The sequence below is a fragment of the Streptomyces sp. NPDC049597 genome (assembly GCF_040675505.1).
Lineage (GTDB): Bacteria > Actinomycetota > Actinomycetes > Streptomycetales > Streptomycetaceae > Streptomyces.
This window is the reverse complement of sequence record NZ_JBFAOY010000009.1, coordinates 121,166-134,731: the sequence shown is the minus strand read 5'-3', so window position 1 is coordinate 134,731 and position 13,566 is coordinate 121,166. Positions and strand designations below refer to the sequence as shown.

Here is a 13,566-nt window from a genome sequence, read left to right as displayed (position 1 = left end):
TCAGACCAGTCCGGCGGGCACGGGCAGGGCGACGTGGCCGGCGACGCCGACCTTGCTGCCGTGCAGCCAGGCGACCTTGTCGTACATGTCCTCGGCGCTCAGGGAGGCCAGCATCGCGTTGCGCTCCTTGGCCGCCTCGCCCGCCGGGTGGTACAGCTGCCGGCCCATCTCGCGCGCGACGAGCTGGGTCGCGGCCGTGCGCTCGCGGCGCTCGGCGTTGAACTTCTGGAAGTTCACCTCGAACTCGGACTCCTCGGTGCCGATCAGCTCGCCGAGCACCACCGCGTCCTCGACCGCCTGGCAGGCGCCCTGGGCCGCGTACTGGAGCATCGGGTGGGCGGCGTCGCCCACGAGGACGACCCGGCCGTCGGCCCAGGTGTCGACCGGGTCTCGGTCGCACAGGACCCAGCTGCGCCAGTCCTCGCCGAGGTTCAGCAGGCGCCGCGCGGTGTCGCCCAGCTCGGGGAACTCGCCGAGCACATGGTCCTTGGCCACCGGCTCGCCGAGGACGGCCTTCGTGGCGCCGTCGTCGCGGGTGGCGGCCAGGTTGAGGAACTTGCCCTCGCCGATGGGGTAGTGGACGAAGTGCCACTTGGGCCCGGCCCACAGCGTGACCGTGTTCCAGCGCAGCTCCTCGGGGACCTGCTCCATCGGGATCACCGAGCGGTAGATCGTGTGCCCGGACACGCGCGGGAAGCCGTCGCCGACGAGCTTCTTGCGGACATAGGAGTTGATGCCGTCGGCGCCGATGAGCGCCGCACCGGTGACCTCCTCGCCGGAGGTGAGGCGCACGGTGACGGCGCCGTCGGTCTGCTCGTAGGTCACCACCGACGCGTCGGTGCGCAGCTCGATGGTGTCGACGGCGCGGCACGCCTCCAGCAGGGGCGCGTAGAGGTCGATGCGGTGGACGACGGCGTACGGGTTGCCGAACCGGCGGCGGTAGTCGCCGGTGAGCGGCATGGTGGCGACCTTCTCGCCCGTGGTGCCGTCCATGAAGCGCAGTTCGTCGATGTGCACGGCGCGGGCGCGGACCTCGTCGCCGACGCCCAGCTGGTCGAGGGCCTGGAAGGCGTTCGGGCCGAGCTGGATGCCGGCGCCGATCTCGGTGAAGGTGTCGCGGGCCTCCAGGACGGTGACCCGGTGGCCGCGACGGGAGATGCTCAGGGCCGCCGCCAGACCGCCGATCCCGCCGCCCGCAATGATGATGTCCGACATCTCGCTCTCATTTCTCGCTACGTGTGTCTGCTGGTCGTTGGGCGCTGCTGTGCCGTGCAATGCCGTACGGGCCGTGCCGCGCGCGTGCGTGCCGCGCAGTGCTGCTCGGTGCTGCTCGGTGCTCAGCCGGCCGGCGGGGAGAAGCTCGCCTGCCCTCCGAAGAGCCTCGTCAGCTCCTCGTGGAAGCCGGGGAAGGTCTTGGCGACGCAGCCCGGGTCGTCGAGGGTGATCCCGGGGGTGCACAGCCCGAGGACCGAGAAGGCCATGGCGATGCGGTGGTCGCGGTGGCAGGCGACCTCGGTCGGCGCCATCCGTCCGGGGTGGACCGTGATCCGGTCCTCGCCCTCCTCGACCCGGACGCCGCCCGCGCGCAGGTTCGCCGCGATCGCGGTGATCCGGTCGGACTCCTTGAACCGCGCGTGGCGGATGCCGTGGACGGTGATCGGACCGTCGGCGAGCGGCGCCACCGCCGCCAGGGTCATGAAGGTGTCCGAGATGTCGCCCATGTCGACGTCGAAGCCGCCGCGCAGCCGTCCGGTGCCGGTGACCGTCGTGGCGTCCGGACCGATCTCGACCTCCGCGCCGGTACGGGCCAGCACCTCGGCGAAGCGCAGGTCGCCCTGCAGGCTGTCCTTGCCGAGATGGGGCACGGTGACGGACGTACCGGTGACGGCGGCGGCAGCGAAGACGTACGAGGCGGTGGAGGCGTCCGGTTCGATGCGCAGCCCGGTACCGGTGTAGCCCCCGCGCTCCACCCGCAGCCGGCCCTCGGCGTCGATGCCGACCTCGGCCCCGAACCGGCGCATCAGCGCCGTCGTCATGTCGATGTACGGGCGGCTGACCAGCCCGTGCGCGGCGACGGTCAGCGGCTCGCGCATCAGCGGCGCCGACAGCAGCAGGCCCGTGAGGTACTGGCTGCTGACGGAGGAGTCCAGTGCGAGCTCGCCACCCGCCAGGCCACGGGCGGTGATGCGCAGCGGCAGTCCGCCGCCCTCGCCCGCCTCCACGCGGGCGCCCAGTTCGACCAGGGCGCGGGTCAGCGGGCGAAGCGGCCGGGCCCGTAGCTGGTCGGAGCCGTCGAAGTGGAACTCGCCCTCGCCAGCTGCCGCGAGGACGGGGAGGAAACGTGCCGCGGTGCCGGCGTCGGCGCACCACACGTCGGCCCCGGTCCGCGGCGCGCGGCCGAGTCCGGTCACCGTCCAGCGGTCGTCGCGCACGTCGACGTCGACGCCGAGGGCGGTGAGCGCCTCGCGGAAGGCGACCGTGTCGTCGCTGACCAGGGGGGCGGTCAGGACGCTCGTCCCCTCGGCGGCGGCGGCCAGCAGCAGGGCCCGGTTGGTCAGCGACTTGGACCCGGGGATACGGGCCGCGCGGGCACGTGTCCCGGGCATCAGAGGCTCACCCCGCCGTCCAGCACCAGGTCGTGACCGACGACGAACTTCGCCTCGGGGCTCGCGAGCCACGCCACGGTGTCGGCGATCTCCTCGGTGCGCGCGACCCGGCCGGCCGGGGCCGACGTCTTCACGTGCTCCTCCCACTCGGCGCGGCCGTTGGTGGCCTCCACGTCGCCGGGGCTGATCGAGTTGATGCGGATGCCGTCGCCGATGTGTTCCTGCGCGGCGGTGCGGGTGAGCGCGGACAGCGCCGCTTTCGCCGAGGCGTAGGCGCCGAATCCGAGTCGGCGGCCGTTCACGCTGATATTCGTGGAGTGATTGACTATCACACCGCCGCCGTTTTCCCGCATATGGGCGATCTCGTGCTTCATCAGCAGCCAGACGCCGGTGAGATTGGTGGAAAGGACTTCGCCCCATACGGCTTCGCAGGTTTCCGCGATCATATGGGGGTGAGGAACCCAGCAGGCGTTGTTGAACGCGATGTGCAGTCCGCCGTGGCGTTCCACCGTCGATTTCACGAGCCGGATGACGTCCAGTGCGTGCGTCACGTCGGCCATGACGGCGTCGGCCTTGCCGCCCTCCTTCTCGATCAGGGTGACGGTGTCCGTCAGGTCCCGGGGTTCCCGCCCGGCGACCACCACGGTGGCGCCCTCCCTGGCGAAGGCCAGCGCGGTCGCCCTGCCGGTGCCGGAGCCGCCTCCGGTGACGAGTGCGACCTTGCCGGCGAATCGTGCTGTCATCAGGATTCTCCTGGTAGCGGGCTGAAGGGGCGATGCCCGGCGGACGGGAAACAGGTTTTCCCTCGATGGATTGCCGCGAGCAATTCATTCCGTTCGCAAGAACGCGATGCGAATCACCTCTGGAGTCCCCTTCACTCTGCGCCGCGCCGTGGCCACCGATCAATGCGCGTCCGGCTACTTCGTCAGTTGACGGGATATGCCCGCGACCATGCGAAAGCCCCGCATTCGCTTTCCCGGGCGGACCGTGGAAAGTGAATGCGGGGCTCGGCGCGGGAGCAGCTGCCCGTCGTCAGAACCGGGCGCCGGTGACGCTCAGACGGCGCACGTCCAGCCCCGCCCCCTGCCCCCAGAGCCGGCTGCCGGGCCGGCTGTCCGGGTCGGCGAAGGTCTGCGGAACCGGCGCACCCGCATCCGGGTCGTGGTACGCGGTGGTGTCGGTGAGCTTCACCAGGGCGCCGTCGGCCTGCGGCCCCTCGGCGTCCAGGAGCGTGAACATCCCGAAGCCGGGCGCGAGTTGGCGCGGGGTCACAAGCTCTTCGCGACCGCCCAGGTCGATGACGAGATGGGTGCGGTCCGTGGGGCGGAAGCCGATCCTGTCGACCTTGTGGACCTCGCGGTCGTTCACCTTCCACACGACCGTGCCCGCGGCCCGGTCGTAGGAGATGGCCAGGTCGTCGGCCTGGTCGGGGCTGGAGCGCCGGGCCACCGGGAGGGCGTAGGTGAAGGCCACGTGGTCGGCGCCCGGGGTGGGCAGCCGCTCGTAGAGCGCGTAGATCCGGCTGTTGGTGACGAAGAAGTCGAAGACCATGTTCGACTCCTGGTCGATCGTGATCATCGCGCCCGCCGCAAGCCGCAGGTCGGCGTGCGGGTCGGCCACGGCATCGCCGAACGGATGCCGCTCGGTCCCGAACGTCCGGGCGCTGAACGAGGAGTGGAACGTGAGCACGGTCCCGGGACTGGCGTCGAAGCCCAGGACTCCGCTGGAGGCCCGATGGCTCGCGAGGGCCAGCCACTTGATGTGGTCGAGCGCGCCGTCGCCGCCGGCGGACTCCTTGCCCGTGGTGTACGCGAAGGCGGGCGCGCCGGTCACGGGGTCGGTCCCCGTGGGCACGACACGCAGCCCCGCCGGTGAGGTGGAGGTTCTGCCGTCGCCGTGGGGGAACGACCCGAGCGGCGTCACGGACCACTTGGCGTCGTCACCGGTGTGGTCGAATCCGCCGCTGAAGTCGTCCCAGGTGGTACGGGTTCCGGTCTCGGCGCCGACCGGTCCGGCGGGCACGAGGGCCATGGCGAGGGCGACCGTCAGCACGGCCGGCAGGTGGAACATGGCGCGTTTCACTGCGATGGCTCCCTGTGGTGTGTCGGCAGTTGGGGCCGGGGCCGGCCGGGCCGTGGCCCGGCACGGCCGACGCCGGAAGGGCACGGGCGAAGGCCGGAGCCCGCCCATCCGCCCGAGGGGCGGTTCGGGTGCGAGGCAGGCGGGCCGTGCGCCCCCGCGAGGCGGGGGCGGCTCGGGCCCGGAGGACGGTTCCGGCCGAGCCGGAGACCGGCGGTCCCTGGGCAGCAGCGGGCGCGATGGCCGGGGCAGCGGCAGAACCCTCCGGCCGGGCACGCCGGGCGGCGAAGCCGGGGGAAGCCGCACCGCCCGGAGGACGGCAGGAGCCCCGGGCCCGTGCCCCGGGGACCCGGGTGCACGGAGGCCGGGGCGCGTGGCCCGAAGGCGGGTGCCCCGGGTGGGGCACCGGGAGGCGGACGGCCCGCGCCCCGGAGGGCGCGTGGGTGTGGGGCGGGGCCCCGGGAGATCAGGCCGCAGCCTCGAGGCCCCGCTTCAGCGCGGTGCCGATCTCCACCGCGCGACGCGCCTGGAACTCGATCGCCGCCAGGTTCTCGGTGCCGGGGGCCTCGTTGTTGTAGCCCACGTGGCTGGCGCCGTACGGGTTGCCGTTCTTGATGTCGAACTGGATGCCGTCCGCGTAACCGGGGGGAACGATGATCGCGCCCCAGTGGTAGAAGGTGTTGTTCAGCGCCAGGATCGTGCTCTCCTGGCCGCCGTGGGTCTGCGAGGTCGAGGTGAACGAGGAGACGACCTTGTTCACCAGCTTGCCCTTGGCCCAGATGCCGCCCGTGGTGTCGATGAACTGCTTGAGCTGGGCGGCCGGCAGGCCGTAACGGGTCGGCGTGCCGAAGAGGATGATGTCGGCCCACTCGAGGTCTTCCAGGCTCGCCACCGCGATGTCCTTCGAGGCCTCGCGGTGCGCGGACCAGGCCGGGTTCGAGGCGATGGCGGCCTCCGGAGCGAGCTCGGCCACCTGGCGCAGCCGGACCTCGGCGCCCGCCTTCTCCGCCGACTCGGCGGCGGCCAGGGCGAGCTTGTGGACGTTGCCGGTGGACGAGTAGTAAATGACTGCGACGTTCGTCACGGTGGTGCGCTCCTTGTCGGAATGCGGGGCATGGACGGTTGGGAACCGCACCTGACCATCCCGCAGAGGTCATTGAGGCCTCAATCGATTCGCGTCGATTTCGTCACGTGTGGCGCCGGGCCTCCGCGCCCGGGTATTCGCCCGACGCTGTCAAGACGGCACACCGCGCCCGGCGCTGTTCATCTGACGAAGTATCGGGTGCTGGATACACGTTCCCGAGTGACAGGCGTCACCCTGTGTCAGATAACGGAAGCCGGCAATCCGTGCGGTCGCTCCCGCCTCCCGGACGTGCTCGTACACCCCCGGACCTCGACCGCCGGGTGGTCCCCCGCGGCCGTTGCCCTTGTGATCACCCGGATCCGGTGCCCCCACGGCCGCGCCGCCGCCGTCTTCCGCCCCGGCCGATCCGACAAGGAGCCACGAGATGAGCAACGCTCGCCTCTCCCCCCGGCAACCCGCAGGCCACGTGCCCCGCAGCGGAATGCGCGCGGCCGTCCTGGGGTCGCCCGTCGCCCACTCCCTCTCCCCCGTCCTGCACCGCGCCGCCTACGCCGCCCTCGGTCTGACCTGGTCCTACACGGCGATGGAGTGCGACGAGCGGCGCCTTGCCGCGCTGCTCGACTCGCTCGACGGCTCGTGGGCGGGCCTGTCCCTGACCATGCCGCTCAAGCGTGCGGTGCTGCCGCTCGTCGACGAGGTGACGCCGCTGGCGCTCGACGTCGGGGGCGCGAACACGGTGATCCTGCGCGACGGCCGGCGGTACGGCCACAACACCGACGTCCACGGCATCCTCGCCGCGCTGCGCGAGGAGGGTCTGGGCGGCGACGGCCGGCCCGACGCCGTGATCCTGGGCGGCGGGGCGACCGCGTGCTCGGCGCTGGCCGCGCTGAAGGAGCTCGGACAGACCGAGGTCCCGGTCGTCGTACGCGAGAGCAGCCGCGGCGGGGAGGTGTGCGCGGCGGCCACACGGCTCGGGGTGGCCGTGCGGTACCACTCGTTCGACGCGCTCGGCGACGCACTCGACGGCGCGCGCCTCGTCCTGTCCACGCTGCCCGCAGGCGCGGCGGATCCGTACGCAGGGGCGATCGCGCGCAGCGGCGCCGACGTCTTCGACGTCGTGTACGCGGACTGGCCGACGCGGCTCGCGAGGGCCGCCCGCTTCGGCGGTGCGCGGGCGGTCGGCGGGCACGCGATGCTGCTGCATCAGGCCGTGCGCCAGGTGGAGTTGATGACCGGCCGCTCGGACGTGCCGGTGGAGGAGATGCGCCGCGCGGTGCGTGCGGAGATCGGCCTCAGGGCCGCCTAGCCCACGAAGCGCCGCTTTCCGCGCGGGAACCTCGGCGCACGGTCGGCTTCGGAAGCGGTGCGGCTTCCGGCACCGGCGCGTGTCCGTGTGCCGAAGACGCCGGGGCCGCAGCGCGGGGAACGCCGCGGGCCGGCACGGGGCCGTCGGCCCCGCTCGCTCAGGCGGAGCGGATCAGACTGCGTGCGGTGCGCTCTTCCCGGACGCGTGCGGCCGAGAGGGACACGATGGCGTGCGCCACGGAACTGAGCGTGACATGCCGGTGCCAGCCCCCGAACGTACGGCCCTCGAAGTCCCGTACGCCGACACGCGTGCTGATCTCGGCGAAATCGCGCTCGACCCGTTCGGTGAGCCTGCCGAGCCGCAGCAGCACGGCGGGCGGCGCCTCGACCAGGTTGGTCAGCCACAGCTCCCCCGGCTGCCGCTCCCATCCCGACCAGGCGCCCGCCAGTTGCAGCGGCAGCCCGCCGCCCGGAGCGGGCAGGCTCACCCGCGTACCGGTCACGAGCGCCGAGCGGTTGATCGAGCTGTGCGGATCGACCCACCCGACCTGCCGGGAGGCCTTCTTGACCCACTCGATCAACTGCTGTGCCTGGAGCCGGCGTTCGCCGTGCCCCGTGGACAGCGTCTCGCTCGGCACCAGCAGCGTCGTGCCGCCGATGCGCAGGACGAACGGGACGCCCTTGCGCGCGAAGTTGCGTGCGAGCAGGGTGGCGTCGTGGTCGCGCGCGTCCATCACGACCGGACGGCAGCGAAGCCCCCAGGCGCGCAGCGGTTCCAGGACGGCGTGCAGGGCGACGGCGCCGGGATCGGCCTCGCCCTCGCCCTCGGGTATCTCGGCGCGCTTGCGCCTCTCCTTGTCCTGCAGCCAGTCCGCGGGAAGGATCAGCCGCCAGTTGATGGGTGCGCTCTGCTCCTCGTTGGCCAGCCAGACTCCGTACGACTTCTGGCTGTTGACGACCCGTCCGAGCTCTGGCACGAAGGACTCCTCGACCCCCACCGTGTGCTCGCCGGTCTTGACCACGTACATCGGCCGGACCACCCAGGCGTGCGGCAGCAGCGTGCGGTCCAGGTGGCCGGCCAGTGCTCTGCGCACCGCCAGCCAGTCCCACGAGGACTTGCTGATGAAGTGGTGCAGCCGCTGTTCGGCCGCGCCGCCGCCGATCACCGACGCGATCGACCGCATGGACTTGCGCCCGGGGATCGAGAGCAGTCCGGAGATGTACCACTCACCGCGTTCGCGCTGATCCCGGCGCGGCAGTGACGTGAGCATGCGCTTCGAGAACTCGGTCACGAAGTCGTCGTCGACATCGCCCCAAGCGATGTCCGGTCGTCCTTCCCTGTCCCTGGTCCCTTCCACAGGGCCCCCTTCCCTGGATGCGACCTGGTCCGCCGAAACCGCACAGCTCACCGCGCGGAGTGCCAGACCTGGCCAACTCGACCACCATACCAAACCACGCAGTCGGTTTTTATTCGAAACAGGCCACCCACACTCCGTCAGGTCAGAGGAGCGCGCCAGTGGCATATGCAGGCGGAAGGAGGGCTACCGCAAGGAAGGGGCAGATGAGAGCCCCGAGAAGACTGCCATCAGAGGCACCTCTCGGGGCTCACAAACAAGGGAAGTGGTCGGTTTTTTGTCAGCAATGCGTCATCGAAAAGTCGTCGCCCACTCCTTCCGTACCGCGCGTGCTGTGCCCGCGCCGGCCGGTGGCCGGAGGGCGGCGGTCGGGGGGACGGCGGTCGGGCGGCCTGCGCACGGCTCAGGAACCGATCCGGCGGTACGCCTCGTCCTGCAGCTCGCCCTGCGGGTCGTGGAGCAGCCCCGGCCTGCCGATGGCGTCGAGCACGACCAGTGGCGCCACGGCCTCCCCGGAGCCTGCCGTCAGGGCCTTCCGCAGCCCGGCCCACGCCTCGCGCGGATGGGACGTGGGCAGCCCGACGGCGGCGAGGATCTCGCGGTGGCGTTCCACGGACTCGTCGTCCAGCCGGCCCGCGAGGCTGGCCAGTTCGGCGGCGAAGACCATGCCGACGGACAGGGCGTGCCCCGGCGGTACGCGGTAGTGCCCCACGCGCTCGATCGCGCGCCCGAGGGTGTACCCGTACGCGAGGCTCCAGGCCGCCTCGCCGTCCGGCCGGTCCAGGGCGGCGGTCTTGACCCGTACCGCACGCTCGATCAGACCGGCGGCGTCGCAGCCGGCGGGACGCACGGCCCGTGCCGGATCCGCGGCGATCAGGTCCAGGATCACCGGGTCCCCGACGAAGCCCGCCTTGACCAGCTCGGCGATCCCCCCGAGATGGCCTCCCTCGGGCACCGTCCCCAGCAGGTCCGGATCGCAGACCACCCCGGCGGGCGCACGGCACACGCCGACCAGCTCCCGGCCCTCGGGCACGTTGATGCCGGCGGCACCGCCGACGGCCGCGTCCACCATGCCGAGCAGCGTCGTCGGCACCAGGATCAGCGGCACACCGCGCCGCCAGGTCGCCGCGGCGAAGCCGGCGAGGTCGAGGGTCGCGCCGCCGCCGAAGGCGACCACGGCGTCGGCGCCGGTGATCCCGGCCGCCGCGAAGCGGGACCACACGCCCGCCAGGACACCGATCTGCTTGGCCGCCTCGCCCTGCGGGATCTGCAGCACGGCGACACGGCGGCCGTCGGCGTCCAGCGCCGCGCGGATCGACCGCACCTGACAGCTGAGGGACTCGTCGTGGACGAGGGCGACCGTCTTGGCCGTCTCCGGAAGCAGGCCGACCACCGCGGAGGCGGCCTTCTGCCCGATCAGGACGTCGTACGGCCGCTCACCGCCCGCCCTCACGCGCAGCGGATGACGCCCGCCGAGCGCTTCGGGAGAGGCGGGCACGAGACCTGGGAACATGGTGCTCACACGGGCTCCTTCGCTCGTGGGAAGGCCCCGGCGGGCCTGCCCGGCAGCAGGGCGGCGATCCGGCCGGCGACCTCGTCGGGGCGCTCCCCGGCCGCCACCGTCACGGTGTGGCGGGCCAGTCTGCGGTAGATCGGTGTGCGGACGCCGAGGACCGTGCGCAGCCGGCCGCCCGGGTCGTCGGCCAGCAGCGGACGGCTCGCGGCGTCGCCGATCCGGTCGAGCAACTGCTCCAGCGGCACGGCGAGATGGACGACCGTGTGCGAGCGCAGGGCCTGCTGGACGGAGGCGTCCAGCACGGATCCCCCGCCCAGCGCGAGGACCCCCGCGTGCCGCGCGAGTGCGCGGTGCACCGCCGCCCGCTCCAGCAGCCGGAAATGCGCCTCGCCCGTGCGGTGCAGGATGTCGGGGATCGCCGTGCCGGCCGACGCCTCCAGATCCGCGTCCGTGTCCCGGAAGCCGACGCCGAGCAGACCCGCGAGCAGCCGTCCCACCGTGGTCTTCCCCGCGCCGGGCGCGCCGATCAGCACGGCGGCCGGCCGGCGCTCAGGACGCGAAGGCAAGGCCGTGTCCGGAGAGCGAGTCCAGGGTGTGCACACCCTGGACGGTGGCCTCCACGTCGAAGGCGTGGCGGTGTCCGGGCGGTGCCCCGATGATCTCGGCCGCGCGGGTGGGGATCGGCTGGGCGGCCGCCTCGGCGGACTCCCACAGGAAGATCGCTCCCCATCGCTCGCGAGCCTCGTCGGAGATCCAGGTCTTGAGCACCAGTCCGGGTACGGCCGCGAACCGGTCCACGGCCTCGTCCCGGAGGAAGTCGCGCAGCTCGGCGATGGTGCGGCCGGTGCCCTCGAGCTCCCACCAGACGACTACGGCATGCATGGCTGTCCTCCTCGGCGGTGAGCACCCGCCTGTGTCGGGTCTGTTGTGCGATCTGTGTGCGGTCTGGCGGGCAGCGGCCGCGGGCGCGGTGCAGGGGGAGGGGACACCGCGCCCGCGGCCCGCCGTCCGTGCCGGTCCGGCGGCGGGGGATGGTGCCGGACCGGCGGGCCGACCGGGGCGGGAGGGCCCCTGGATCAGTCGGCCGTCAGCGGGGTGAGCAGATCGGCGATGATCCGCACACCGTCCTCGGTCAGGATCGATTCCGGGTGGAACTGCACCGAGCGGAAGCCCGGTCCGCGCAGCCCGTGCACCTCGCCGGTCACCGCGTCCCGGCTCACTCCCACGGGTGCGCCGATGAGCTCGGGCCGCACGGTCTCGGTGGCGCTGCGCGCGGCGAACGTGTTGTAGAAGCCCACCTGTTCGGGCCTGCCGAACAGGTCGATCTTCCGCTGCACGCCCTGGTTGGGCCTGTCCCTGCGGACCAGGTCGAGACCCAGGATGGTGCTGAGCACCTGGTGGCTCAGGCACACCGAGAGGAACGGGAGGCCCCGCGCCAGCAGCTCGCGGGTCGCGCCGTGCAGATGGGCGATCTTCGGATGGTCCACATCGCGCGGATCGCCGGGGCCGGGCCCGAGCACGACCAGGTCGCAGCCGTCGAAGGTGTACTCCTGGTCGAAGCGCCGCACCGTCACCTCCATGCCCAGCGAACGGAGTTGGTGCGCCAGCATGCCGGTGAAGGTGTCCTCGGCGTCCACGACGAGGACCTTCCGGCCGGCCAGCGCGGGCACCGTGCGGCGGCGCGCGTCCGGCTCCTGGAGCCAGTACGCCGAGATCGACCGGTTGCGCTGGTCCAGCGCGGCCAGGACGTCGGGATGCCGGGCGAGCCCGGACTCCGTCGCGCCGAGCGCGGCCAGCAGCCCGGACGCCTTGGCCCGGGTCTCGGCCACCTCGGACTCGGGCCTGGAGTCCCTGACCAGGGTGGCGCCCACGCCGATGGTGACCCGCCCACTGGCGGAGATCTCCGCCGTCCTGATCATGATGGCCGAGTCCAGGGTCGGGCCGCCCTCGGCGTCCCGGCCGATGAGGGCCAGCACGCCGCTGTAGTAACCACGGCCCTGCGGCTCGTACTTGGCGATCACCTTCGCCGCGCTCTCCAGCGGGCTGCCGGTGACCGTCGGGGCGAACATGGTCTCGCGCAGGATCTCGCGCGGGTCGCGGGTGCTGTGGCCCTCGATGAAGTACTCCGTGTGCGCGAGGCGCGCCATCTCCTTGAGGTAGGGGCCCACCACGCGCCCGCCGCCGTCGCAGATGTTGGCCATCATCTTGAGCTCTTCGTCGACCACCATGTAGAGCTCGTCGGCCTCCTTGGGGTCGGCGAGGAAGGCGGTCACGCCCTCCAGCGTCGGCCCGGTCGGGGGATAGCGGTAGGTGCCGCTGATCGGGTTCATCACGGCGGTGCCGCCGTGCAGGCTCACATGCCGCTCGGGGCTGGCGCCGACGAATGTGCGGTCGCCGGTGTGCACGACGAACGTCCAGTACGCACCGCGCTCGCCCTCCAGCAGCCGCCGGAAGAAGGTCAGCGCGGCGGCCGGCGACCAGTCGCCGATGTCGGCCACGAAGGACCTGCGGATGACGAAGTTGGCGCCCTCGCCGGTGCCGATCTCGTCGGCGAGGATCTCCCGCACGGTCCGCGCGTAGGCGTCGTCGCCGACGTCGAAGCGGCCTTCCGACACCGCGATGGGCCGGTCCGGCAGCCGGTCCAGCACCTCGCCCAGGCTCACCGAGTCCTGGTCGCGCACGGACAGGGTGATCAGCGGGGCGCCGTCGTCGGCCGCCGCGTAACCGCGCTCGGTGATCTGCCGGTACGGGACGACCACCAGCACCTCGTGCTCGGCGCGCCCGGTGCCGGCCATCCGCACGCCGCCGCTGGAGGGCACGTCCGCGAGGACGGCCGGGGTGGACAGGTCTCCGATGATCACGTCGACCCGGTCGGCGCCCGCCGCCTCGGGGCGGTGCAGCAGGGCGAAGGGGGGCGGATCCGCTGCGAGAACCAGGTCCAGGAGTCCGTGCTCGGTCATCGCGTCCCTCGGCTCTCCGCCGGAGCCAGCTGGTCCAGCACGGTCTTGGTGGTCACGGTCATGGCGCAGCGCTGCGCCGCGTACTCCAGAGCCATCCGGTGGTACTCGAGCGAGAAGTCCGCGATGGCGTCGCCCACGAGGAAGGGCTGGATGTCGTGGGTGAAAGCGTCCGTCGTCGTCATGAGGACGCCGACGTGCGCGTACACACCGCAGACGAGGAGCTGGTCGCGTCCGCTGCTGCGCAGCAGGTCGAGCAGTCCGGTCCGGAAGAAGGCGCTGTAGCGCCACTTGGTGAAGACGGTGTCCCCCTCGGCGGGGACGAGTCCGTCGACGACCTTCTTGTGCTCCGGCTCCACGGTCATGCCGGGACCCCAGAAGTCCTTGAGCAGGCCGCGCTCCTCGTCGGTCATGCCGCCCGGCTGGGCGGTGTACGTCACCGGGATGCCGAGCTCCGCGCAGCGCTCCCGCAGGGCGGTGGCGTTGCGGACCAGGTCGGTCACCGGTGACTCCCCGGCCGGGAACGGCCGCAGGAAGTACTTCTGCATGTCGTGGATCAGCAGGACCGCTCGTCGCGGGTCCACGGTCCACTGCGCGATGTTCTCCGGCATGTCCCCCTGACCGGGCATCGGATAGGGGCTGATCGTGGGCAGAGCCATCCGGG

At 72.3% G+C, this 13,566-nt stretch carries 12 protein-coding genes; 1 reads left to right on the top strand and 11 read right to left on the bottom strand.

The annotated features are described in order from the left end of the window. The 5 genes from AB0K02_RS13325 to wrbA all read right to left on the bottom strand — a co-directional run bounded on the left by AB0K02_RS13325 (window position 1) and on the right by wrbA (window position 5,769). Window positions 1-1,215, bottom strand: coding sequence for a 3-hydroxybenzoate 6-monooxygenase (locus AB0K02_RS13325; RefSeq protein ID WP_365992507.1), 1,215 nt, complete (start codon window positions 1,213-1,215; stop codon window positions 1-3). A gap of 122 nt (window positions 1,216-1,337) precedes the next feature. Continuing rightward, window positions 1,338-2,606, bottom strand: a complete 1,269-nt coding sequence (gene aroA / locus AB0K02_RS13320) for a 3-phosphoshikimate 1-carboxyvinyltransferase (RefSeq protein WP_365992506.1) — start codon at window positions 2,604-2,606, stop codon at window positions 1,338-1,340. Then, a complete protein-coding gene (locus AB0K02_RS13315; RefSeq protein WP_365992505.1) occupies window positions 2,606-3,349 on the bottom strand; it encodes an SDR family oxidoreductase in 744 nt (247 codons plus the stop codon). Before AB0K02_RS13315 ends, aroA begins: the two co-directional genes overlap by 1 nt. A gap of 289 nt (window positions 3,350-3,638) precedes the next feature. Then, window positions 3,639-4,688 (bottom strand): DUF6081 family protein, encoded by a 1,050-nt coding sequence (locus tag AB0K02_RS13310; RefSeq protein WP_365992504.1) that lies wholly within the window; start codon window positions 4,686-4,688, stop codon window positions 3,639-3,641. A 463-nt stretch (window positions 4,689-5,151) separates the two neighbouring features. Next, entirely contained in the window at window positions 5,152-5,769 is a 618-nt protein-coding gene (gene wrbA / locus AB0K02_RS13305; RefSeq protein WP_365992503.1) for an NAD(P)H:quinone oxidoreductase, read from the bottom strand. Between the two features lie 424 nt (window positions 5,770-6,193). Here wrbA and AB0K02_RS13300 point away from each other — a divergent pair, with 424 nt between their 5' ends. Further along, a complete protein-coding gene (locus tag AB0K02_RS13300; RefSeq protein WP_365992502.1) occupies window positions 6,194-7,075 on the top strand; it encodes a shikimate dehydrogenase in 882 nt (293 codons plus the stop codon). 157 nt (window positions 7,076-7,232) lie between these two features. On the opposite strand, the gene AB0K02_RS13295 is transcribed toward AB0K02_RS13300, so the two are convergent. The 6 genes from AB0K02_RS13295 to AB0K02_RS13270 all read right to left on the bottom strand — a co-directional run bounded on the left by AB0K02_RS13295 (window position 7,233) and on the right by AB0K02_RS13270 (window position 13,561). Beyond that, on the bottom strand, window positions 7,233-8,432 hold the full coding sequence (locus AB0K02_RS13295; RefSeq protein WP_365992501.1) for a transposase: 1,200 nt from the start codon (window positions 8,430-8,432) through the stop codon (window positions 7,233-7,235). Window positions 8,433-8,832: 400 nt separating this feature from the next. Beyond that, the gene (locus AB0K02_RS13290) at window positions 8,833-9,942 is read right to left on the bottom strand and encodes a 3-dehydroquinate synthase family protein (RefSeq protein ID WP_365992598.1); all 1,110 of its coding nucleotides are present in this window, start codon (window positions 9,940-9,942) and stop codon (window positions 8,833-8,835) included. Between the two features lie 5 nt (window positions 9,943-9,947). Beyond that, window positions 9,948-10,511, bottom strand: a complete 564-nt coding sequence (locus AB0K02_RS13285) for a shikimate kinase (RefSeq protein ID WP_365992500.1) — start codon at window positions 10,509-10,511, stop codon at window positions 9,948-9,950. Further along, entirely contained in the window at window positions 10,495-10,827 is a 333-nt protein-coding gene (locus AB0K02_RS13280; protein WP_365992499.1) for a YdhR family protein, read from the bottom strand. Before AB0K02_RS13280 ends, AB0K02_RS13285 begins: the two co-directional genes overlap by 17 nt. A gap of 194 nt (window positions 10,828-11,021) precedes the next feature. Beyond that, window positions 11,022-12,905, bottom strand: a complete 1,884-nt coding sequence (locus AB0K02_RS13275) for an anthranilate synthase family protein (RefSeq protein ID WP_365992498.1) — start codon at window positions 12,903-12,905, stop codon at window positions 11,022-11,024. Then, a complete protein-coding gene (locus AB0K02_RS13270) occupies window positions 12,902-13,561 on the bottom strand; it encodes an isochorismatase family protein (RefSeq protein ID WP_365992497.1) in 660 nt (219 codons plus the stop codon). The genes AB0K02_RS13275 and AB0K02_RS13270 overlap by 4 nt, the downstream gene beginning before the upstream one ends. Window positions 13,562-13,566 lie beyond the last annotated feature (5 nt).